The sequence below is a fragment of the Leptospira idonii genome (assembly GCF_004770995.1).
GTDB classification, from domain to species: domain Bacteria; phylum Spirochaetota; class Leptospiria; order Leptospirales; family Leptospiraceae; genus Leptospira_A; species Leptospira_A idonii.
Genome location: NZ_RQHW01000031.1, coordinates 87,534 through 110,851 on the forward strand (window position 1 = coordinate 87,534; position 23,318 = coordinate 110,851).

General features: G+C 41.8%; 20 protein-coding genes and 1 pseudogene. 10 read left to right on the plus strand and 11 right to left on the minus strand.

All coding sequences use genetic code 11. From position 1 onward, the window contains the following. Positions 1 to 114: 114 nt before the first annotated feature. Complete coding sequence (locus EHS15_RS08750) at positions 115 to 2,178, minus strand: sigma-54-dependent Fis family transcriptional regulator (protein WP_167884193.1); 2,064 nt, start codon at positions 2,176 to 2,178, stop codon at positions 115 to 117. A gap of 305 nt (positions 2,179 to 2,483) precedes the next feature. Here EHS15_RS08750 and EHS15_RS08755 point away from each other — a divergent pair, with 305 nt between their 5' ends. The 5 genes from EHS15_RS08755 (at position 2,484) to EHS15_RS08775 (ending at position 7,363) form a co-directional block, all read left to right on the plus strand. Next, positions 2,484 to 4,412, plus strand: a complete 1,929-nt coding sequence (locus tag EHS15_RS08755) for a GAF domain-containing SpoIIE family protein phosphatase (RefSeq protein ID WP_135760181.1) — start codon at positions 2,484 to 2,486, stop codon at positions 4,410 to 4,412. Beyond that, positions 4,409 to 4,723, plus strand: a complete 315-nt coding sequence (locus EHS15_RS19440) for a PP-loop family protein (RefSeq protein ID WP_135760182.1) — start codon at positions 4,409 to 4,411, stop codon at positions 4,721 to 4,723. The genes EHS15_RS08755 and EHS15_RS19440 overlap by 4 nt, the downstream gene beginning before the upstream one ends. Before the next feature lie 8 nt (positions 4,724 to 4,731). Then, complete coding sequence (gene tilS, locus EHS15_RS19445) at positions 4,732 to 5,718, plus strand: tRNA lysidine(34) synthetase TilS (protein WP_167884188.1); 987 nt, start codon at positions 4,732 to 4,734, stop codon at positions 5,716 to 5,718. Further along, the gene (yihA, locus tag EHS15_RS08770; RefSeq protein ID WP_135760184.1) at positions 5,715 to 6,347 is read left to right on the plus strand and encodes a ribosome biogenesis GTP-binding protein YihA/YsxC; all 633 of its coding nucleotides are present in this window, start codon (positions 5,715 to 5,717) and stop codon (positions 6,345 to 6,347) included. The genes tilS and yihA overlap by 4 nt, the downstream gene beginning before the upstream one ends. 599 nt (positions 6,348 to 6,946) lie before the next feature. Next, entirely contained in the window at positions 6,947 to 7,363 is a 417-nt protein-coding gene (locus EHS15_RS08775) for an LA_2478/LA_2722/LA_4182 family protein (RefSeq protein WP_135760185.1), read from the plus strand. Positions 7,364 to 7,426: 63 nt separating this feature from the next. Here the strand turns inward: EHS15_RS08775 and EHS15_RS08780 are convergent, their stop codons facing one another. Further along, positions 7,427 to 8,716, minus strand: a complete 1,290-nt coding sequence (locus tag EHS15_RS08780) for an MFS transporter (protein WP_135760186.1) — start codon at positions 8,714 to 8,716, stop codon at positions 7,427 to 7,429. 121 nt (positions 8,717 to 8,837) lie between these two features. Here EHS15_RS08780 and EHS15_RS08785 point away from each other — a divergent pair, with 121 nt between their 5' ends. Next, positions 8,838 to 9,419, plus strand: coding sequence for a TetR/AcrR family transcriptional regulator (locus EHS15_RS08785; protein WP_135760187.1), 582 nt, complete (start codon positions 8,838 to 8,840; stop codon positions 9,417 to 9,419). Here the strand turns inward: EHS15_RS08785 and EHS15_RS08790 are convergent, their stop codons facing one another. From EHS15_RS08790 to EHS15_RS08810, 5 genes are all read right to left on the minus strand, one after another. Beyond that, positions 9,420 to 10,160, minus strand: coding sequence for a hypothetical protein (locus EHS15_RS08790; protein WP_135760188.1), 741 nt, complete (start codon positions 10,158 to 10,160; stop codon positions 9,420 to 9,422). A 165-nt stretch (positions 10,161 to 10,325) separates the two neighbouring features. Next, a complete protein-coding gene (gene lsa25 / locus EHS15_RS08795) occupies positions 10,326 to 11,006 on the minus strand; it encodes a surface adhesin Lsa25 (protein ID WP_135760189.1) in 681 nt (226 codons plus the stop codon). A gap of 13 nt (positions 11,007 to 11,019) precedes the next feature. Next, a complete protein-coding gene (gene omp85, locus EHS15_RS08800; RefSeq protein WP_135760190.1) occupies positions 11,020 to 12,537 on the minus strand; it encodes an Omp85 family outer membrane protein in 1,518 nt (505 codons plus the stop codon). A gap of 73 nt (positions 12,538 to 12,610) precedes the next feature. Continuing rightward, positions 12,611 to 13,117 (minus strand): acyl-CoA carboxylase biotin carboxyl carrier protein subunit, encoded by a 507-nt coding sequence (locus EHS15_RS08805; RefSeq protein ID WP_135760191.1) that lies wholly within the window; start codon positions 13,115 to 13,117, stop codon positions 12,611 to 12,613. Beyond that, complete coding sequence (locus tag EHS15_RS08810; protein WP_135760192.1) at positions 13,114 to 14,553, minus strand: acetyl-CoA carboxylase biotin carboxylase subunit; 1,440 nt, start codon at positions 14,551 to 14,553, stop codon at positions 13,114 to 13,116. Before EHS15_RS08810 ends, EHS15_RS08805 begins: the two co-directional genes overlap by 4 nt. Before the next feature lie 92 nt (positions 14,554 to 14,645). Between EHS15_RS08810 and EHS15_RS08815 the strand changes: the two genes are divergently transcribed. The 3 genes from EHS15_RS08815 (at position 14,646) to EHS15_RS08825 (ending at position 18,232) form a co-directional block, all read left to right on the plus strand. Further along, positions 14,646 to 16,625: an LTA synthase family protein gene (locus tag EHS15_RS08815; protein ID WP_135760193.1), complete on the plus strand. Its 1,980-nt coding sequence runs from the start codon at positions 14,646 to 14,648 to the stop codon at positions 16,623 to 16,625. Then, the gene (locus EHS15_RS08820) at positions 16,625 to 17,242 is read left to right on the plus strand and encodes a DUF2889 domain-containing protein (RefSeq protein ID WP_167884189.1); all 618 of its coding nucleotides are present in this window, start codon (positions 16,625 to 16,627) and stop codon (positions 17,240 to 17,242) included. The genes EHS15_RS08815 and EHS15_RS08820 overlap by 1 nt, the downstream gene beginning before the upstream one ends. 435 nt (positions 17,243 to 17,677) lie before the next feature. Beyond that, entirely contained in the window at positions 17,678 to 18,232 is a 555-nt protein-coding gene (locus tag EHS15_RS08825; RefSeq protein WP_135760195.1) for a hypothetical protein, read from the plus strand. Between the two features lie 27 nt (positions 18,233 to 18,259). Here the strand turns inward: EHS15_RS08825 and EHS15_RS19355 are convergent. The 3 genes and pseudogenes from EHS15_RS19355 to EHS15_RS08840 form a co-directional block, all read right to left on the minus strand. Then, positions 18,260 to 18,397 (minus strand): annotated as a pseudogene (locus EHS15_RS19355) (type II toxin-antitoxin system VapC family toxin); the annotation flags it as partial. Positions 18,398 to 18,532: 135 nt separating this feature from the next. After that, positions 18,533 to 19,600, minus strand: coding sequence for a hypothetical protein (locus EHS15_RS08835; protein ID WP_135760197.1), 1,068 nt, complete (start codon positions 19,598 to 19,600; stop codon positions 18,533 to 18,535). A gap of 216 nt (positions 19,601 to 19,816) precedes the next feature. Next, positions 19,817 to 20,128 carry a 7(1) septoil knot domain-containing protein gene (locus EHS15_RS08840; protein WP_135760198.1) on the minus strand — a complete coding sequence of 104 codons (312 nt, stop codon included), beginning with the start codon at positions 20,126 to 20,128 and terminating at the stop codon, positions 19,817 to 19,819. A 115-nt stretch (positions 20,129 to 20,243) separates the two neighbouring features. On the opposite strand from EHS15_RS08840, the gene EHS15_RS08845 reads away from it, so the two are divergent. Further along, on the plus strand, positions 20,244 to 22,595 hold the full coding sequence (locus EHS15_RS08845) for an isochorismatase family protein (protein ID WP_135760199.1): 2,352 nt from the start codon (positions 20,244 to 20,246) through the stop codon (positions 22,593 to 22,595). Between the two features lie 22 nt (positions 22,596 to 22,617). Here EHS15_RS08845 and EHS15_RS08850 read toward each other — a convergent pair whose 3' ends face one another. Continuing rightward, positions 22,618 to 23,208, minus strand: a complete 591-nt coding sequence (locus tag EHS15_RS08850) for a response regulator (protein ID WP_167884190.1) — start codon at positions 23,206 to 23,208, stop codon at positions 22,618 to 22,620. Between the last annotated feature and the right edge of the window lie 110 nt (positions 23,209 to 23,318).

A 23,318-nucleotide genomic window follows, 5' to 3' on the forward strand; every position in this document is an offset into this window, starting at 1 on the left:
TTTGCCGCAAATCCAAAAACAAACGACAAAAATCGAAAACTATGAGTAAAGGAGAACTATGGGTGGCGGGGGGATGCCCCTCCCAAAAGGGTGGGGAGTACCAAAAACCCCCGATCAATACTCTATATTCAATTCCTTGATCTTCTTATCCAAAGTGTTTCGATTGATTCCTAAAAATTTCGCCACTCTGGTTTTAGTGTATCTGAATTTTTTCATCGCATATTGAATCAATCGAGATTCCACTTCGTTCACTACGATTTCCATCGCCCTTCCGTCCAAACCATCTAACTGTCCAGAGGTGAGTCTGCCGGATGCCAGATCCAAAGGTTCATTGGCTCCGTTCGAATCCGCATGGGATAAAGTGGAAACTTCCGCAGTCGTCTCATGCGGATCGTCGAAACTTTCTACGATATCGGAAAAATCCTCTTCGGAGAGAAGCTCTTCCTGAGCAAGAACAACAGCTCTTTCAATTACGTTTTCCAACTCACGAACGTTACCTGGCCATCTGTATTTCAAAAGTAACTTACTTGCTTCTCTGGAAACGCCTTTGATGACTTTATTATTGTCTTTCGCGTATTTCTCCAAGAAATGATTGATCAAAAGAGGGATGTCTTCCGTTCTTTCTCTCAAAGGAGGAGTATTGATTTTAACTACATTCAATCTGTAAAACAGATCGGCTCTGAATTTTTTCTCGGCAACTAACTGTTCTAATTCGGCATTCGTCGCAGCAATGATACGAACATCCACTTTCTTCGCTTTTGTGGAACCGATGGCTTCAATCTCTCTTTCCTGAAGCACTCGCAACAGTTTGGATTGAAGATTCAAATCCATCTCTCCTATCTCATCCAAAAAAATACTTCCCGTATCCGCCAATTCAAACTTACCCTTTTTGTCGGAAACGGCACCGGTAAAAGAGCCTTTTTTATGTCCGAAAAGTTCGCTTTCCAAAAGGTTTTCAGGAATTGCAGCGCAATTGATTTTGATAAAAGGATTTTCCGATCTGGAACTGTTGTAATGAATCGCATTGGCGATCATCTCTTTTCCCGTTCCGGACTCTCCCGTGATTAGAACGGATGCTCTGGAGTCGGCAACCAGCTGGATCTTTTCGAACATTTTTTCCATTGCGGAAGCTTTTCCGATAAGAGACCCGAACTTATATTTATTTTTCAGTTCTCGTTTCAACTGAATGTTCTCTCTGGAAATTTCTTTCTTAGCTTCTTCCACTAGATTTTGGATCTTGATGGATTGTGAGATGATGGAAGCGACCACTTGTAAAAAATCCAAATAAGATTTTAAATCAGTATGTTTCGTTTGAACGATAAACGCATTCACAACACCTAAAATATTTTGCTCACTTAAAATAGGAGCACACAACAAACCTACATTATGCGGATCATTCTTAAAATGGGCAAGATACCCTACTCGATTTAAAAAAGCGGGATGATTGGCTACCGATTCTATGATGGCAGGTTCCCCCGATTCGAACACCATACCCGTAATCCCTTCGCCGGGCTGATAGGTTCCTTTATCCACCTCTTCTTGAGACAAACCGGAAGCGGCGACGATTTTCAAAACACCTTCTTCCTTATTATGAAGAACGATACTCCCCTTCTCTAAACGAAGGGATTTTTCCATAGTCACCATAATCGATTCGAAGATTTCATTTAAATCCAAAGTGTTCGTAACCACTTTCGAAATTTCGATCAAGGTTGCTTGGATCTTAGTTTTCTGTTCCAGGTTACGAATCGTTTGCAGGTTCTTAAACACCTGCCCTGCTTGGTTGGCAAGAACGCTCACAATCTCAAGCATCTCGGCGGTGAAAGCGTTCAAACGATTGGAGTCGAGAGAGATGACACCGATGATTCCGTCGTCCACTATCATCGGAGCAACTAACTCCGATTTAATTTCTTCCTTAACCTGAATGTAGTCCGGATCTTTCGATACGTCATTGACTAGTTTGGCTCTTCCGGTAGAAGCCGCCATACCTGTAATCCCCTGGCCGATTTTGAGTTTGGTTTCCCTCAGCACCTGCTGGTTCATCCCTCGGGAAGTCACCACATCCAACACTCCCGATTTTTCATCAATGAGCATAAGAGAACCTGATTCGACTCCGCAGATATGAATGCATCTGTCTAAGATCAGTTCCAGGAGCCCGTCCGGATCCTGGGTGGAATTCATGGCTGTGGCCACATCGTGAATGGACTGAATCGGGTTTATTTTTTTTAAACTCATAGTTTCTGCTCTTAAAGTCTACGCTCTGCACGAAAAAAACACAAAATCACAATGCCCAAAAAACGACAGTAACGTACAATAAATAGGCATACCCTCTAAATTATGATCATTTAGACGTAGTTTTTCTCGATTACAATATAAAAACCAACATTTGCTTATACTTTAAGCATGAATCGTACCACTTCCCCTCTCTTTTTTTGGAAAATACTTGTGGAATCCGAGTCCCAGGGGTTGAATTTGAGCCATCCCCAATGAAACCGAACTTAGTGGAAGAAACCTTATGTTTGCTTTGCCAAGAGGCCCAAGTGCCGGATGGGATCACAAGACAAGGGAGATTCTACTGCCGTACTTGCGACAGAGAATGGATATTAGAAAAACGTAAAATTCCAAGAGTAGGAAAAACGGTTTTAACAAACAAAGAAAAGACGGAATTCCTTCTCGATTGCCTTTCTTTATTCAACTCTTCCATAGGCTTGGAGGATTTATTTTTTCGATTCACTGAACTCATCTCGGAAAGATTGCAAAGAGACAAAGTGGCTATCTTTGTCACAAACCTAGAGTTAGGTGAGATTAGACTCGCCTATTATACTGCGAAACAAAAAAGCCTGCAAAGAGCCATCAAACGCATGAGGTTGGATTACGACCTCAGCTTCGGGATTCTTGTGGAAAGTATGGCTAAAAGAGAATCCAAGTTTTATACTCTTTCCGAACAAACCCATCCCTTTTATAAATTCTATTCGGAACTAACCGGGACCAAATCTCAATTGGTGATTCCCATTCTCTATGCGAATACGGCGGTAGGGATGCTTGCGGTAGATTACGAAGAAGAGGACTATTCTCTTTTCACTGAAGATCAGGAAGTATTACAACTGGTAGTCGGTCAGTTCGCAGTGTCTCTCAGAAATTCACTGTTATATTCCAAATCGCAAAACCAATCGAAAAATTTTCAAAGCCTACACACTGCGGCACTCACTCTCAGCAAACTCTATTTAGACAATCATGATGAGATGATCCGTATGATCCTTCTCACTCTTTCCGGAATCGTAGAGTCATCGGTTGCCTGTCTCATCGAACGTCCGAAAACCTCCATGAAAGTGAAAGTATTCAAACTCTTTCGAGATCTGGAAAATTTTCAAATCAGTACGGAAACGAATATAGTAGATGTATCCAGCGTGATGCATCTTTTGAATGCGAAAGATACAATCACGATTGATCCTGCAGAATTTCCCGTATTTGCAAATATAGGAGTCATCGGAAAGGAAGCAGTGATTCTTCCTGTAAGTTTGGAAAATGGTACAGAATGTATCTTTACCTTGGCCAAACCGGATTCCCGCTTTCCTCAAGATGAATTGGAAGCACTGAACGCTTTCGTTTCCTTGGCCAGAATCACCATGGAAAATGCAAGTCTATACCATAATCTATCTCAAAAGGAGAGATTAGAAAAGGAAATAGAAATCGCAAAAGAAATCCAAGCGACTTTGCTTCCTCGGAAAATTCCGAACTCTCCCTATCTCTTGTTTGGCGGATTTATGCGACCTGCGAGAGGAATCGGAGGAGATTATTACGACTTCATCATGTCGCCTAATGGAAAAGAATTATTTTTATGCATCGGAGACGTAAGCGGCAAAGGGGTTGCAGCGGGTCTTGTGATGGCGACGGTGCGAACCATCCTTCATTCCTTGGTCAGAGTCAGGGATTCACCTTGGGAAATCGTAAACGACATCAATAATTATCTATATTCCAGCTATAAAGACGCAGCTACTCCCCGATTTATGAGTATGATTCTAATCCGTTGGAGTCTCGAAGCGAATTCCATTGTGGTAGCCGGGGCAGGCCACGGTCTTTTTTACATCCATCGCGCCAAAGATAACAGATTGGAAGTGATAGAAACGGGAGGAGTACTTCTAGGAATCATTCCCGATATTTCTCCTTATAAAAATGAAGACGCAGTTTATTTGGATAAGGATGATACTCTTCTTATGTATACGGACGGAGTTACGGAAGCATTCAATTTGGCGGAAGTACAGTTCGGTGAAGAGAATCTGCAAAGAAGTTTCCTTTCTTCCATTAAAAACGATCCAAAGATTTTACTGGAAAATATTTATGGTGAAATTAAGGATTTTACGAAAGAAAAGGAACAACACGACGACATCACAATGGTCGCCATCCGTAAATTATGATCTCTTCGGAAACAGAACTGCGTTCCCTGTTTGAAACTTTAATCGAAAGAATCGGAAGATCCTCTTTTTTATCATTAATCGACAAACAACCGATTGTTGCTTATTCCGGAGGGAAAGATTCCAGCATTTGTTTGGCATTTTTCGAATACCTTCATAAACAATACGGTTTCTTATCTCCTGCGATATTTCATTTGAATCATGGGATCAGAGACAACTCTTTGCAGGAAGAAAAAATTCTCTCGTTTGTTCATTCCCGATTTCCTCGTTTTTTTTTTATAAAAAAAAAATTCCTAATCTGGCAAAACGCTTAAAGAAAAGTTTGGAAGAAACTGGACGAATCGTACGTTACAAACACTTAAACAAACTTTCCTACGAACATAAAAGTTTTTTCGTAACCGGCCATCATAATGAAGATTACCTGGAATCGGTTCTACTTCATTTGATTCGAGGAGGAGGAAACGCTTCTCTCAAGACATTGTCTCCGTTAGATCAAAATCGTTTTTTACCTCTGGTATTTTTTACGGATACAGAAAAAGAAAGAGCCGATTTTTTGATCTCGGAACTTTACCCAATCTTTGAAGATGAATCGAATGAGGACGATCGTTATAAGAGGAATCGAATCAGAAAAGAGATTCTGCCGGTTTTAAAGAAGGAAAACATTGATTGTCATAAGTTGTATTGGAATTTCCACAGTTGGGATAAAGATCATTTCGATTTTCCCAACCGATTTTTAGAAACATCTTCAAAACAAAACCGCCCTAATACCGTCTTTTCCCTTTCCGTATCTCACCAAACATGGATTCAACTTACCAAGCAATCCCAAAAACAAATTTTGGATCTTTTACTGAAAGAGATGGGGTTTTATCCTACGGATCGTTCCCGTTTCGAAGAATTTCTCCGCCAAACGGAAGGAGAAAAAGCCTATCTGGAAACGAATCAATACATTCTTTACAAAATGAAATTAGGCGACCTGCAAATTTATTCCCAAAACTCCCCTCTTCTACGGCATCCTTCCTCAGAAAGAGAAAATGAGAAATTTCTAATTCATTGGAATGCCAAATCGAAAGTATATGAAGACCCAAATCATCAATTGAGACTGGGAACCGCCTCCGAAGGAGAAAAGATTAAAATCAAGACAGGAAACAAGGAGATCTCAGAATGTCTGAGAGAAAGAAAAATCCCTTTTTTCCTAAGGCAGAATGTTCCCATCCTGTATAACGGAAACGAACCTTTGCAGATTTTATTTTCATTGTATTCGGAAGAAGAGAAAGATTATCCCTCACTGGATCGGAATCGTTTTTTATGAGTGAACAAAAACCAATCAAATACCACGAAGAAGTCAATTTTCCTACAACTACCTTTTTCGATTCGATCGCCAAAATCACGGATGATACGAATTTTCCCGAAGGACAGTTGTTAGGTTTTTTAGGAAGGTCCAATTCGGGAAAATCCTCCCTTCTCAATGCGATCACGAATCACAAAGGTCTCGCTAAAGTTTCCAAAACTCCCGGAAAAACAAAACTCATCAACGTATTTACCACCAAACATGGATTCTCTCTTGTCGATTTACCGGGTTTCGGATATTCGAAAGCCTCTTTGAAAGAACACAAAGAGATGATGACTCTCATCGAAACGTTTTTAAATCGTATCTCTTCCTTAAAATTCCTATTCATCCTATGTGATGCCCAAAGGACATTTCCGGAAGAAGAGATGCAGATGATCGAAACCGCCGTCACGAAAAAAATACAACCTGTGGTGATCCGAACGAAAGCGGACAAATTGAATCAAAAAGGAAAAAACGAAGTTCAAAAAGATATGGAAGTCGTTATGAACGAATTAGGTTATCCTTTCCCTTTATTTTTCGTTTCTTCCACTACGGGCAAAGGAATCAACGAACTCAGAAAGTTCATTCTCAGCAAAACAGGCGTTATGTAGATAAGTATTCTATAAAAAAAGGCACTTACATGAAGCAGTAAGTGCCTTAGAGAACGTAGGAACAAGAAGCAGATTCTGAGGAAAGTCTACGATTGAGTTTTTTTCTTACAAAGACCTTCCGACTCTCTAGCTCTACAATGTGCACAAGGGTTCAGGTTAGCACATCCCTTTCTAGGAGCCACAGACTCCGGATGATTTTGCATTGCCGGCAAATCTTCCTGATTCTGCTGTATTTCTCTGTAATGATCCTTTCCCAATGGACTCTCTCCTGCAGTATCTGTAAGAACTATTTAATTGAGATTAAGAATCAAATTCAATAACTTTTTAAAGAAATCAGCAAAAAAATAAGGATTTTGCATCGATTGTATCTATCCGTCCGAACCATTTTCGTAGCCAGGAACTTCTCCCCTCTTCTTTCGGAACGATCTTTTGAAAGACCCCATCGGAACAGAATCGAATCTTCCGATTTCCCGAACCATCACCTAACAAAAAATAAAACTGAAATAAAATGACAATATGAAAGTCGCCAAACAGGAAAATGGATATTCATCGGATAAAATAAAATTTAAAATGCCTAAATCACACGGAGACATTCAAAAATGAAAAAAAGTTTCGCACTTCTTTCCCTTACGATCCTTTCTTTGGCGGCAGTCCATTGCGGTAAAAAATCACCGGAAGAACAATTGATAGAACTCGCACCTAAATTTCAAAAAGCGATCTGTGCCAAAACCATCGGATGCACTAAGGATCAATTCGAAAAAATTCCTCCTCAATTCAGAAGTATGATCCCTCCTTTTATGCAATCGGAAGAAAATTGCGTCGCATTCTTCTCTCAAAAATTCGAAGAAGCGAAAAAAGAAAGAGAAACCAGCAAAAAAGAACTCACTCAAGAAATGGTGGATTCCATCTCTACTTGTATCACCGCTTTGGAAGGAGCTTCTTGTGACGTGTTCCAAGGCAACAAAGGAGAAGGAGTTAAAATTCCCGGCTGCGAATCAATCAACAATTTTAAGTAAGGTGATCTACCGGGTCTCCTAAGAAACCCGGATTCGACCTTTTTAAATGATTACCGATCCGAATTACGAAACGGCAACTTGTTTCGTAATTCGATGAATCCTCAAAACTAAAACCGCAGCAATCAAACACAATCCTCCAGCCACCATAGTCGACACGGTGTAAGTTCCCAAAGAAGAACGCAACACTCCGCCGGATAATGCAGCAAAGGCGGCTCCTAATTGATGGCCCGCCACGATCCATCCGAATATGATAGGCGCCTCTTTTCTCCCGAAAATATCGTTCGTCAATCGGACTGTAGGAGGTACTGTGGCGATCCAATCCAAACCATAAAACAAAGCAAAGACGGGAATTCCGAAATACGTGATATTAAATGCAAAAGGAAGATAGATCAAAGCGATCCCTCTCAGGCCGTAATACCAAAATAACAGAACTCTATTATTAAATTTATCAGACATCCAGCCGGATAATGTGGTACCTACCAAATCCAATCCGCCCATCACCGCCAAAATACCTGCTCCTTCCACGGCACCTAATCCGTAATCGCCGCACATGGCGATAAAATGGGTGCCGATATATCCGTTTGTGGTAGCTCCGCAGATAAAAAAGCTGATGAAAAGCAGCCAGAAGTCTCGGAAAGTTACCGCCTTTCTCAAAGAATCGAAAGCGATTGCGATCGGATTTCGAGTGGTTTGTTCCGAATGTAAAGGGGCATCTTTCGGTTCCCCATACAACCTAAGTCCCAAAGAGGCGGGCCTTTCCGGCAAAAATAGATATACTAAGGGAAAAACGACGGAGATACCACAAGCCACCGTCAGGATCACATTCCTCCATCCGTAAGTTTCCACAATCGTGGCAAGTAACGGAAGAAATACGAGCTGACCTGTGGCGGAACTGGCGGTGAGAATTCCCATCGCAAGCCCTCTTTTCTCCTGAAACCATCTGCTGACTATGGTAGCGGCAAGAGTGGTTGAGGTGACTCCTGTGGTACCTCCCACAATCAATCCCCAAATCAACCACATATGCCAGCTCTCCTGCATCCAACTGGAGACAGCTACGCTGACACCTAATACGAACAAAGCGGATAAAACCGTTTTTCTAAGACCGAAACGTTCCATCGCCGCTGCGGAAAAAGGGCCCATTAGCCCGAAAAGGGCCAAATTGATGGAAAGTGCGATGGAGATCGTCGCTCGGTCCCATCCCATGGAAAGTTCCAAAGGAACCATCATCACACTGGGAGCGGCTCTGGTTCCCGCAGTGACGAGCAGGACAAAAAAGCCGACTCCTATCGCCACCCAAGAATAATGAAAACGCCCTTCGAAAGAACGACTGATCCAACCGGAAACCACTCTCATATTTTCTCCTTGAAAACCGAACCGTTTCGTTTCTATTGTTACTAAGCGGTAACAATAAACCCAAATTGTGACCGAGCTGTAACATGTAAAGAAAAAAGAAAGAGATTTCGGGAAAGTTAAAATGAAAAAAACACCTGGCCAAACGGCACAAATACAAATCTTGGAAGCGGTAGATCGATTGTTCTATCAGGAAGGAGCCAGAGCTGTAGGAGTAGATTCCGTAGTGAAAGAAGCAGGCGTAAATAAAATGGCGCTTTACAGACAGTTCGAATCCAAAGACGGGCTTTTACTCCATTATCTGCAAAGAAGGGACGAAAGTTTTTGGGAACGTTTTGAAAAAAGCATCTCCAAACACCCGCAAGATGCCCGAAAACAATTAATCCAGATCTTTATCGATCTCTCTGAGAGAACACAGAACAAAACGTACAGAGGATGTCCTTTCATCAATATCGCAGTGGAATTTCCGGATAAAAAACATCCTGCCAGAAATATGGTCGCAGAAAACAAATCCAAACTCTTGAAAGAGCTGACTCGGTTGAGTAAGGAAACGGGAGCAAAAGATTATAAAACTCTTGCGATAGGTCTTGGTTTTTTAGTGGAAGGAGCTTACGCAGCAAGCCAAACCTATTCGGAGCAAACGGCTTTATTCAAGTCCTTGCCTAAGGTGGCTACTTCTATGATCGATTCTTATTTGAAGAAATAATTAGATGAGAGTATTCAAAAAGTTGCCGGATTTGGATTCGTTCCCTGCCTGCATCATTCCGAATACGTTAGATACCATTAGTTTTCTGATATCGGAAAGCATATCGAAGGTTTCCCGAAGATTCTCCTTCATTTTAAGAAGTCTCACTTCCTCTTCCAGTCTGCGTTTTTCGGAAGCGATCTCTTTCGCCTTATCGTCTTCTTCGAAGGATTTAGTTTTATCAGAACCTACGGACGATTTGCCTTTTTGTTTTTCGGATTCAAGTCTGATCTCCAAGTCTTTGATTTTGGATTCCAACTCTTCTTTCTTTTCCCGTTCCACCGCTTGCACAGGGTTCATACGATCCTTATCTTTGGCTTTTTTATCTTCCTCTTCTTTGGAAACGGAAAATAGATCCTTAAAGGACTTCCCATCGGAATAGGGTTCTAAGCTCGGATCGGTTTTGGATATGGATTCAGGACGTTTTTGAGTGGTAGCGGAAGTCTCCCCACTAACGGCAACCATACGTCCATCTCTCATCTCATAATTGATTTTGACTTGAACGGAACGAACTTCGCTTCCTTCTTGGAAGGCTTGGTTTTTGAATTCTTGAACATGACCCAATTCATGGGCGATGACATGCAAAGCGGATAAATTTTCCGTAGAACTTTCCAGTCTTCCGTGGCCGACAAAGCTCACGCGGTTGTCCTGGTAAGGATTCTTCAGATGGGCAGTGTGGTTCTGTAATCCCGTTAAATTCATAACTCCGCTCACTTGGTACTTCGGAGGATCTAGGGATTAGATTACGATAAATTTGAAAAAAAGAAAGATTTTTATCACCCTAAAAATCGGGTTTTTGACATAACAAGGAAAGTGGTAAGAGCGTCACGGCCTTCGAAAGAAGACCGTGGTTCCTAAGGAAGAAAATTAAAGATTTCTTATGCAACGGACATAATTTCTATCCGTTTTGATGGTTCTTTTTTCCGTTCCGAAAGACTGACGATCGAAAGAAACGGAATATGCCGTTTCTCCCGGAATATCGGTTTCATTGGCCCAAGAAGACCAGTATTCCCCTTCCACTGTGGAAGGAAAATAAAGAAGCACTGCCGATCTACCGGTAACAGTTAATCTCTGTAACTCGATCAAATTAGGAACTCTCCAGTTGCTTCCCAACTGACTGCAAGCTGCAAACAATTCACTGGATCCTGAAATACCCACTTGAGATGCATTCGTCACAGTTTGCGGATAGGCAAGAGTGTTACATGCGTGAGTTTTGGAATCACAATAAGCAACTTGATTCGCACCGTAACGATACGGATCGTGAGGGTTCAAAACGGTTCCTGCGGATGCACCCAAACAATCGTTTTGTGCCAAACGATACACTTGGCCTGAGGAACATTTTTGCCATTGTAAACCGGCAACGGAATCAGTAACGGTTCCGTTGTAGTTGTCCACCAAGGAACCTCTGTTTGCGATGAGTCCCGCAATCAAAACATTCGTTTCTTCGGGAGACAAACCGAAAGTATCTTCTACCGGTTTGGCTTCACAATTCCAGAAAAATGAAAAGGCAGCTAAGACGAGAGCAAGAGTATATTTTGTATTTTTCATTGTTTCTCTTCTCCTAAAAAATATGGTTAAAGTTTACAAAGGCTTGGGAGTCTTCGTTTGATTTTGCATAATCCACATAGATAATGGTCGCTTGGTTCCAAGGGATTCTGAATCCGATACCTCTGGAGTGTTTGTAACCTTGCAGATTGACCATCTTGGTTTCGTCCCAAACACGTCCCACATCGTAGAAAGGAACCAATTGGAAATCGAAATGTTGTCCCCAAATATCTACGGAAGCGAACTTCCAACGGATTTCGAAGTTGGCAAAACCCATGGTTTGCCCCACGAAACGATCCTGCTTATAACCTCTGATTGTGGTTCTACCGCCTAACCCGGATTGGTTGGTTTCCGTTCCCCACATGTTTCTGTATTCGTAAAAAGGAGCGTCACCGTTCGTTTGAATCAAACTGGCTCTTGCCGCCACTACTAGTTTCTCTAATAGTTCAGGGGGTTTGCGAGTGAACCAAGTCACAGGGCTCATAAAGATTCTTCCGGAAACCAGGTTCTTATTGAACTCGGAGCTGGAACCGATCGCTTTCGCAGATCTTTCATGGGTGTATTCCAAAAATAAACCTCGGTTCGGATCCGGCTCGAAGTCACGAGTGTCATACACGATACCGGCACGGATCGTATTCGTATAACCACCTTTAAATCCGTTGATCTTTCCGTCTCTTTCGTCACGGCTCACTCTAGTTTCTCCGTGAGGAGTTGCGATTTCTTTATCGGTGTCTAAGAAACTGAGAGGGAAACCTCCCAATTGGTCGTATCCGCCGAATTTAGCATCATAGGTTTTCCCGTCGTAAGTACGGATGATTTGTTTGGACAAACGCATACCGGTTACTGTTCTTACCTTTCCTCCGAAGAATGAATATTCTCCTGAAAAACTGAAGTTAGGGTTCTCTATATCATAACGGTTGTAACGTGAATCGGTTACGTAAGGAGCTTCACCGATCCCTGCATCTCCCGGTCTTCTGTAATGTAAGTTAGCTTCGTAGTCCGCAAAAGGAGCGTTACGAATCATTCTTCCCGTAGGATCGTTTCTTTCCAGATAAGATAACGGCTGTAATGTTTTTTCACCGATTCCGAAGTAAAGAGAGTTCGGATTTCTTTCATAAACCAAATCCGCACGTACGCGCCACTTCGTATCCATAATGTACGGAGCATCCATACTCAACCAGTGGTACGGAGCGTTCTTTGTCGTATTGAAATATTGAGCGAAGATACGATAGCGATAAGGAGTATATTCGAAAAGTGGATTGTTTCTTTCCCCGTTATTGAGGTAAATCACCCTAGCGCCGTAACCGATCCCTACGTTCGGATCGGAGTTAACAAGAGGAAGACCGGTAAAATAACCGCCTTCTTTTTTATTCTTTATGTCCCTCTCGCTTAATCTCTTTTTTTCATCGACTTCGAACGGCATATTTGCCGGACGAGGACGAGGGGCATCTTGTGAGTCCGTAGCTTGGGCCCAAAGAGAGAGGGATGTGATAAACAGAAGAAACACACTACTTCTGATAAAAATTGAGTACATTCTACACCTATTCGTTCTGGAAACTGGCTAATCATCGATAGTTCCCAAAAAAATGTCAAATAGATTCAAAAATTTATGTTTTTTCTGACTCAATTTTGTCTAATATAACCATCGGCTCGTCCTGCTGGACGATCTCTCCAGCCTTTTTCAAAATTTCATTCACTTTACAATCGAATGGCGCTTTGATTGCATTCTCCATTTTCATGGCTTCTAAGATCAAAATCGTTTCTCCCGCCTTGAACTTTTTCCCTACTTCTGCCAGCATTTGTATGATTTTTCCGGGCATCGGACTTTTGATTTCGGGAGAGTTTTGCGTAGCAAGTGCCAATTCTCTTTCCTTTCTTTTGAAAGACCAAGTTTCTCCGGAAAGATGAAGAAAGATTTCATTCCCAACGGGAAGGTAGGTGAGTTTTCTTCCGTCTTCAAATTCGATTTCTCCACCTGCGGGGAAAAAATCTTTCCTGGAAGATAGAGGAGGAATGGATACGGAGTTCACTGCATTCTTTCGAATGACTTTGATTTGGTTTTCGGAAACGATCAGAGAGATGTCTCCTTCGTTCGTTTCAAATCGGTGGATCATACGGATGCCTCCTTCCAAGGATCGGAAACCGTTTTTAAAGAAGAAGCGAAAGCGGCAAAAGAAAGTTTTTCTTCAGCGCTAATATTTTGATGCAGAAGTTCTTTTTCATTTCCTGCAATGAAGTGAGTGGAAACCAAACCTTCCCGAAACCCTTCCGCATCCACTAAGTTTCTCAGAAACCCAGTGTTCGTAATGGGACCGAATACGATCGTGTTTTTCAACGCTTCCACCATTTTATCGATCGCTTCCGAACGTGTGGGCGCCCAAACGATGAGTTTAGCGATCATAGGATCATAATATAATGATATTTCGGAACCGGAAACAATCCCTGAATCGACTCGAATTCCTTCTCCTTCCGGAAAACGTGCAGAATGTATCTTCCCGATGGAAGGAAGAAAATGATTGGAAGGATCTTCCGCATAGATACGGACTTCGATGGCATGTCCTTTTTGTTCCGGTGCGGAAGGGAGTTTTTCTCCTTCAGCCACTCGGATCTGAAGTTCCACAAGATCCAAACCGGTCGTCATTTCCGTGACAGGATGTTCCACCTGAAGACGAGTGTTCATTTCCAGAAAATAAAACTCGCCACTTTCACCTAATATGAATTCTACGGTTCCGGCCCCTTCGTATTGAACGGACTTCGCCGCTTGTACTGCAGCTTCGGCCATCTTCGCCTTAAGTTCCTTAGAAAAACGAGGGGCAGGAGTTTCTTCCACTACCTTTTGGTGCCTTCTCTGCAAAGAACAATCTCTCTCATGAAGATGGATCACGTTTCCGTGCTGATCACCAAACACTTGAAACTCGACGTGTCTAGGATTGAGAATGTATTTTTCCAGAAGGATTCGATCGTCTCCGAAAGCGGAAAGTGCTTCTCTTTTGGCGGATAAAATGGAAGATTCCAACTCTTCGAAAGAGTCGACTCTTCTCATACCTTTTCCCCCTCCTCCCGCACTCGCTTTGGCCATGATGGGAAAACCTATTTTTTTAGCTTCCGACTGGAACTTTTCCATAGATTGATCGTTGCCTTCATATCCTGGAACTACGGGAACTCCGAACTTGGCAACTAACAGACGTGAACCGATTTTATCTCCCATCGCTCGGATGGAATCGGGTTTAGGACCTAGGAAATGAATTCCTTTGGATTTCAATTTTTCGGCAAACTCCGCATTCTCGGAAAGAAATCCGTAACCGGGATGCACTGCATCCGCTTTTGTCTCTTCGCAGGCTTGTAGGATTTTATCCTGATCCAAATAAGAAAGTCTGGGTTCGGGAGGACCGATCCAAAATGCTTCATCCGCAAGACGTACATACAAACTGTCCTTGTCCGCATCCGAATAGACCGCTACAGTTTTGATTCCCAGACGTTTCGCCGTTCGAATCACTCGAACAGCAATTTCCCCTCGATTTGCGATTAGAATTTTTTTGATGGAAGGCATGAGTAGAATCAGACTCCAGTATCTAAGAAAATAAATCAACCATGTTTGGAAGCGAGTTGACCCGTAGGTTTTTTGCCTTCTTGTGGATGGGAATGAAAAAATTTCGGGAAAATCTATCGGAATCCGATCGATTGTTTTTCTTTTACGGCGTCTCTTTTCTGGCCTTATTCACAATCTTTCGCATCTTGTTTTTCTCCATCTATTCCTACAGAATCCAGGAACTTCATTTAACTTCCATTTTACAATCGTTCTTAATCGGAATTCGTTTCGACTTGGCCACAATAGGAATGCTTTTGGGAGTTTGTTACATCCTTTCCCAAATACCATATCTCAATCGTTTTTCGTTCTTTCGTTTTATATGGTCCTTTCCTCCTCTGCCTATATTCGCCTGGTGTATAGGCCATCTTTCCGGTGATTTATTATATTACGAAAATGCAAATAAACATATAGGTTACGAAGCAGTCGTGTTTTTGGGAGACCTTCCCATCCTTATCAAATCCGCCTTTCAAGAGAATCCGATCGCCGCAGGACTTACTTCCGCAGCAATTCTCTGTTTTTTTGCAGCAGCTCCCTATTTCTACGGAAAGAACTTATTTCCCAAAGAGAACAAACAAAAATCCCTGCTCTCCTCTTCCTTACGCCTTCTTCTTTCCTTTCTGATCGTAGGGATTCTTGTTCGAGGAGGGGTTCAAGAAACCCCCTTACGTGCAAGCAACGCCATCCATACGAACGATACTCTGATCAACAACATTCCGTTGAACGGGATTTATACGACGATCATGGATTTTAAAAGTCAATCGATCCCTGAATCCCTTCGAATGGACTTAAACGAAGCAGCCTCCATCGTTAAAAAAGAAATCGATTACGAAGGAGCCGAGTTTATCAACCATCCGGACTATCCGATTCTCAGAAAACAAAAGGAAACAAATCCGGGAATACCGCCTAATATCGTTTTGGTTTTACAAGAATCATGGACAGGAAAATTCGTTTGGCCTATTACGGATGGAAAGGTAAACGGAAAAGAACTCGCACCTTTTTATAACAAAATCGCAAAACAAGGACATAGCTTTAAGAATTTTTTTGCCAACGGAGGAAGGACTTCCAACGGACTACTTTCCATTCTTACGGGAATTCCGGACAGACCCGGCCTAACAGCGGTTCGCACTCACCAGGTTTTAGGAAACTTTTCAGGATTGGGAAATATATTTCAAAAATGGGGGTATGAAACCATTTTTGTGACGGGAGATGATCTGCAATTCGACAGTTTGGGAACGATCCTCCCTCACTGGGGATTCCAAAAATTAATCGGCAAAAAAGAAATCGAATCCTTAAACAAATATAAGATCGGTGCTTGGGGATACGACGATCAGAATCTCTTCGAAATCCTAAAAGAAGAGATGGATCTCTCTCATAGAAAAGGAAAACCGTTTTTGGGAACCGTGCTTACGATGACAACCCATTACCCTTATAAAGTTCCAGATCCAAAATTCGAAATCTTCGATGCGTCCGTTCCCGATTACGACTATCTGAATACCTATCATTATGCGGATTGGGCGATTTCCGATTTCATCTCCAAAGCGGAGAAGTCGCCTTACTTTAAAAATACGATTTTCGTCTTTGTGGCAGACCACACACATCATCGTTATTTGAATTATTTTGAAGACAGAAATGTTCCCCTTCTCTTCTGGTCTCCCGGAAAAATCAAACCCAAACTGGATGAAAGACAAAGTTCTCAATTGGATGTTCTTCCCACTATTTTGGGTTTGGTGGGAAAAGAAACCCTGTTCTCCGCAATGGGAAGAAATTTATTCGCACCGAACAATGATAAATCTTCCGCTTACTTCGCATACGGGGCCGCCTTCGGCTGGGTGGAAAACAATCAATTCTTTTACAGATGGGTGGATGGAAACAAAGACTTCATATTCACCGCCTACCCACCGTATACGGAACACCGAGAATGCCATCAAACTCCCGTTTTATGTCTTCCTTCTTTCGAAAAATCAAAAGCATTTTTCAACGTATCCTTAGAACTAATGAATCGAAACAAAGTATTTCCCGGCGGAGCTTTATAATGTCCATACGCAAAAAAATCCAAAACACACCCGTAGGTTTGGAAAGAAACATGAGCGTTTCTTTTTGGTGGTTATTCGACCAGATACCTCCCCGCGCTTTCATCGAATCCAAAATATACGACCGATACCATGACATCAGCCTGCTTTTGGAAATCGATCTTGCCAAACAAGTCGTGATTGGATGCGAAATAGAAGAAAGAAGAACTCCTTTCGGCACCTGTCCCGGGGCCATTCAAAGTTATCATTTTTTGACAGGTAAAAAATTCAATCGCCCCGCTTTGGAAATCGCAGTGAGAGAAAACATTCCTGCCTCCAAAAACGGATGCATTCGAATCGATCAGCTTCTCTATTATGCAGTGGACAATTTCGTCTCCGCATTGGGTTACGAATTAAAAAGCCGCCAAATCCCCGATAAATGGAACGAAGAAAGACATGCTCCCGATGCAGAACCTTTCGACAAAAGAAGCGCAGCAGTTCACCAATGGTGGATCCGAGATCGAGTCATGAAGAACAGTTGTTTTACGATGAGCAAACAGTTTCAAAACGAAGAAGCCAAAATTCCTCTTCAAAAAGAACCTACCATCACTACGATGCTTCTTGCCATGAGGAAGTCCTAAGCCGAGATTCATTTCTAGTTCTCCGATTTAAGAACTTTTCATCTTTCCTTAGGGCGCCTCGCAATGGATTCAGGAATCAATCCTTTATTGAGGAAGCGATCCGGCTCTCCCTCGACGGGGGCGCTCGGTCGATCCGTGGCGCTGGGGGGAAGAGCTTTAGAATTCTGATCCTATACGACCAGATCTCCCTACAGACCCAAACAATGATTTGGACTTACTTTCGTTAAATTTTGAGAGAGATTTGGTGTAAAAATCAAAAAATTTATCCTGATAAGAATAAATTTTCTTGAATCACAGGCTTCGATTAGTTAGAGTTATACGTAATTTTCATGATGCACTTTTATGTATTTATTATATTCCTACAACTAAAAGCTGCCTAGTCGATTATTATCTTACAAATACAATCATTTAAAACAAAACGGACAGAAAGAATTTATGAACTTTAAACAAGAAAAAGCAAAAACAAAGATTACCTTTACCATTAATAGCGACTCTTTAGAATATTCGATGAAGGACAATAGACAGGACACTTATGCCCTCATTCCCTTGGAGGACATTGAAAATGATAAATCAATCATTGATAATGAGGTTCAAACTGCAATCAACAAAAAAGCGGCTCCAATATTAGGTGCACTAACAGGTATTACTGTCTTCCTCTATGCGAAGATAACAGACACCGTTCCATACCTAGCTATACCGATAGTATTTATTTGCGCACTCACTTTACGTCTACTGCTCAAACACTATGCGATTAAGTATACCGTTTTAAATTCAAAAAAACAAAAGATTTATATTTTGCATGATAATTCGCACGATATGATCCTTGAGAATATATTCTATCAAAGAAATAAATATTTAAGAGACAACTTCACACTCATCGACGAAAAAAAACCTATTTCTGACGAGCTAAACAAGTTTCTTTGGTTGAAAAGGTTAGGCGCCATTAGTGAAGAAGAATACGAAACCTATAAAAGCAAATTAAATCAATGACGATACTAGAAGTTTCAAGCGAAACAACTAAGACCAAATAACTTTCAATCCAGAAACTTTATATTTCTTTATTTCCGAATCTTTAGAGATGAATGTAAGTTTTCTAGAGATACATTGCCAAATAAGCATTCGATCGAAAAGATCTTCATGAAAACCTTCTTTCAAATTGAGATTTGAGTTCCCCGACCTGGAAAGATTTCATATTACTTTAATTTTGTCTCAAGTTGACAAGAAAATAGTTTTTATTTTTCTAGTTCCGTAAAATTGGTTTTCATCCATTCCACATAACTACTCTTATCACTACTCTACAACTGTCATTTCAAACCACTCGTCCCTCGTTTCCGGTTCGACGAACTTATCGATGACATAACTCATTCCTGCATCTATAGGCATTTCCATCATACTGTATTTATCCGTTTTTCCTTCCAATACATAGAACTCCCCTTCGGTTCCTACTTCCCAAAATTCATATGCATCTTCCGAACCCGAGGGAACTTGTTTCCATAAAACCAGATTGTCATCGTCGTTGAGTTTGATACGAATGAATTCCCCTTCTTCAAAAGAATATCGGAGTAACTCCTCTTCTTGGGAAACCACCAATTCTCCTTGTTCATCGTAGTATTGATGATTGTTCATAAGAAAATTCAATACCGTTAAATAATAAGGATTCACCGCTTTTTTATACCACGGTTTGGGATCTCCATGCCATCCTAAATAAAATGCAGTGAGTTCTGATATTTCGGAACCTTCCAAATCTTCGCATTCGATCATAATATCATTAGGGAACTTTTTGTACGCATATTCAGCCGTCTTAATATCTCCTTCCTCATCTCCTTTTTGATAAAGATCTATGGCACCAAATGAATGTAAGGATTCATGGGCGATCGTTGCAGAGAGTACGATTCCGTTCTCTTTATGAATCAAACAAACATCAATCGACTGACCCTCACCGCCAACATGAATGTCTTCATGATGTGCTATACTTTCGTTGTTCAATAAAAAGATAATATGAATTTGATAAGAAGGATATTGTTCTTTAAGTTGTTCCATCATATCGCTTGCATCTTTATATTCCAGTTGTTCCGCAATTTGATGGGCAGCCTCTTCGCTTCCTGAAGAGGCTCCGGTCTCACTTAAATCGGCGAGGATCGTGTCGGAATCGGGGTTGAGACACAAACATTCGAAATTCACATCCGCATTGTATCCGGATGCTTGGGAAACAATCCAGGCCATTGCTTCTTCCACTTTCGCCCATGTTTCCGATTTTTCTTCTTCTCCCCACTCGTTCCCTTTTTCAGATACGAAAACTCCCACTGCCAGACAGTTTCCTAAAAGTTTTTTGGCAGACCCGCTCCAAGTAGTATCCATAGACAACCTCAATCAATTTATTGCAGAATTGCTTGGTTTATACTTAAAAAAGAAAGTTGTAAAGATATTTTAGAATGTTTCTTTTTATCAAAAAGTTTTTTCGCGATAGGGATGCGGAGGGCAAGGGTCGGAACGACCGAAGCGTCAGCGGAGCCCGGAGAAGCCCGGCCCCGACAAACAAGGGTAAAATTCGTCGGGGATCGCCCTGTACATTCTTTAACGGACTCCCGGAAAAGAATTCACATATTGGATTTTAAAGTCGGGGAAAGACTTTACGATTTGGACTTTGAAGTCAGGAAAAGAATTGACAATTTGCCATTTTCCGCACTCGCTCGGAAAGGAATTGACTTGCTTCACTTTCAGATCGGGGAAAGACTCCACTACTTGCACCTTAAAGTCAGGAAAGGAATCTACGAACTTCACCTTGCCATAAAGTTTTTTCCCTCCGTAACTGCAGTCCGAGCCGATTTTTCCTGCGAACAGTGAAGTCGTCGTCAGCAGTAAAACGAACGCTATTCCTAATTTCATACAAACACCTTGCTTCTATTTTTTGATCTTTTATCTTGAGTCGTTTCGAAGATTTGCAAGCACTATATGAAATAAAAAACTCGATTTTTATTTCCAAGGTTGGATTCTTTCGCAAATGGCCGAAGAAGAAGCAATTTTATTCACCCAATGCCTTCAAAACGATTTTACCTCCCTTTTGGATAAATACGATCCGATCCCCAATGCACTTCACGTTGGTTATGCGGAAGCAAATCGACTTCTGGGAGAAATGATAGAAGACGGTCCCGTTCATTCCCTGGTGGAATGGGCGTATCAAACGAATCCGAAACAATTGAAAATCGTTCACATTCGGGATTGGCACGATCCGGATGCGGAAAGCCAAAAAGATCATTTACAGCAGTTTGGTGATCATTGTTTGAAACATACGAAGGGAGCCGAATTCGTTTTCGAGTCTTTGATTCAAAAGTATCCGGACAGACATTCCCTAGTGGATGCTTCCGGCCTGAACGATTTCGTGGATACGAATTTGGAGGAGGTTCTTCGACCCTATCGCGGCAAAAAAATGAAAGTGGGGATTACAGGTGTTTGGACGGAAGCGAAGGTTACCTTTCTTGCTTACGATCTCAAAACGAGATACCCCGAATTCGAAGTGGCTGTTTGTTCCGCTTTGACGGCCAGTTCTTCCTTATCCATGCACTTCATCGCCCTGGACCAACTCAAACAAATATTAGGTGTTAGAGTATATCCTTCCATCGGTGCGTTCACTCAATTTCTTACCGGTTCCCAGCCGGATCTAGAGAAAAAAATCATCACTCATTCCCGTATCTCTTCGGATCGTTTCAAACTGGATCCTAAATATCCCATTTCGGATGCGGATCAAAAAATTCTTCTCTATCTTTTCCGGGACTGCAAGGAAGCGGAATTCAAAACTTTGGACGGAGGTTTTTCGGGCAATGTGGTTTTGAAATCGAAGTCTGTGGATGCTTTCGGGCACATTCAGGTTCCTTGCGTAGTAAAAATAGGCGGAAGAGATTTGATTGCGAAGGAAAGAACTTCTTTCGAAAGGATCCAGGAAGTTTTAGGAAACAACGCCCCTTCCATCGTGGATTTTTGCGAGTTGGGGGAAAGAGGAGCCATTAAATATCGTTATGCGGCAATGTTGGACGGAAATGTGCGAACATTTCAAAAGATGTTCGCAGAAAACTCATCTCCTGAAAAAATCGATGCCGTTTTGAACGTAGTGTTCGGTCAACAATTGGGAAGATTGTACGAAGCAGGCAGTTCGGAAAAACTGAATCTTTTGGAATATTACGACTTCCAGCCAAAATATGCGAAAGGAGTTCGCTCTCGTGTGGAAGCTTTGCTAGGCAGCCCACAGACCGATTCCAGAATCGAAATCATTCCCGGAGTTTCCGTCCCCAATCCTTGCCTTTTTTACGAGAACGATCTGATTCGTTTGAGAGAATACAATGCCGTAAATCACAACCTAGCGTATGTTCATGGGGATTTGAACGGTGCCAATATCATTTTGGATGCCCAAGACAATGTTTGGATGATCGATTTTTTCCATACCCACAGAGGCCATATCTTAAGAGACCTTTTGAAACTGGAAAACGACATACTTTATATTTTCACAAAAATAGAAACGGAAGAAGAACTGAAAGAGGCTTTGGTTCTTTCCGGCATTCTCATCGGACAGGAAGATCTGGGCATCAAACTTCCTTTCGAGGTTCCTTCCGTTCTGAAAAACCCTAAACTTCAGAAAGCCTACCGAGTGATCGCAAAACTGAGATCCTTTTATCCGGGTTTGGTGAAACTGGACAGAGACCCTTATCAGATGCATGTAGGCCTTCTTCGTTATGCGATGCATACTTTGGCCTTCGATGAAAGCAATGATATACAAAGAAAATGGGCTCTGCACAGCGGAACCCTTCTCATAGAAAAAGTGAAGGAATACATTCAGAGATCGAAAACACTGCGCATCGATTTTTTAAAACCTTCCGAAACCAAACACCCTGCCCTGGTGCAGAATATCGGTTTGACCATACTGCCTGGACGCAAAGACAGAGGAAGGGTTTTGGAAGACGATATGGAAGAGATGAAAAAACAAGGAATCACTCATGTTATCAGTCTTATCACCGAACAAGAGTATGCTGACTACGGAGTTTCTGACATGAAGTCAGAATACGTAAACGCAGGATTCCTTCCCCACTATCTTCCTACTTTAGACCAAAGGGTGCCTAGTCTGCCTGAACTACAAAAAACGATCTTATGGATGGACGAAGCTTTGCAAAAACAGGGAAAAATTTTGATACACTGCGTCGGTGGTCTGGGAAGATCCGGAACACTCGCCGCAGCGTATCTAATGTGGAAGGAAAAGATGAATTCGAAAGAAGCGATTCAAAAAATAAGAGAGTCCAGAAGCGAAAGAGCGATCGAATCCAGGGAACAGGAAAAATTCCTCTCAGATTTGGAGACTAATTTTTAAGAAAAAATAAACAGAACAAACCTTAGGCGAAAGTCTTTTCCTTGATGATGCGAACCAAATCGGGATAAGACTTCGCTTCCAATTTCACTTTGAGGCTCATCAATACTTCTTCCAGTTGTTCTTTGGAAACGGAAGCTTCTTCCAAAACTTTGCTAAGAGCAGTTCCCGATTTCAATTGTTGCAGTACCGCTTTTTCCAAAGGATTGAATTTATCGTCCCCGCTCGCTCTTTTTTGAATTTGAGAGAACTGTCTGGAAGTGACGAATTTACCGTCTAACGCCAGATTGAGGCTGCTTCCTAAGCTCAAAGGATTGTCCGATTTAAGAATGTATCCGTCCGCACCTGCTTTGACTGCGGCAAGAAAGGTAGGCATATCTTCCTTCATGGTATACACGACGACTTTCATAGAGGGGTAATTTTTTTTCAGCTCGGGGAGAAGGTCCAGTCCGTTGGAGTCCCTAAGCCTGAGATCCAGAAGAAGTATATCGGGGCGATTGAGACTGATTTGTTTTCCCAGTCCCAAAGCGTCGTCCCATTCCCCTACAAGCTCGAAATCTTCCGTTGATTCCAAGGATCGTTTTACTGCTGTACGGATGAGCAGGTTATCTTCCACTACAAAAACTCGCTTCTTATTTTTAAACATATCTCTATGATACTCAATTTTTTCATTTTAGTACATAGGAGAAGGACTAGCTTTTTGTGGAAAATGTAAGGAAATTTATT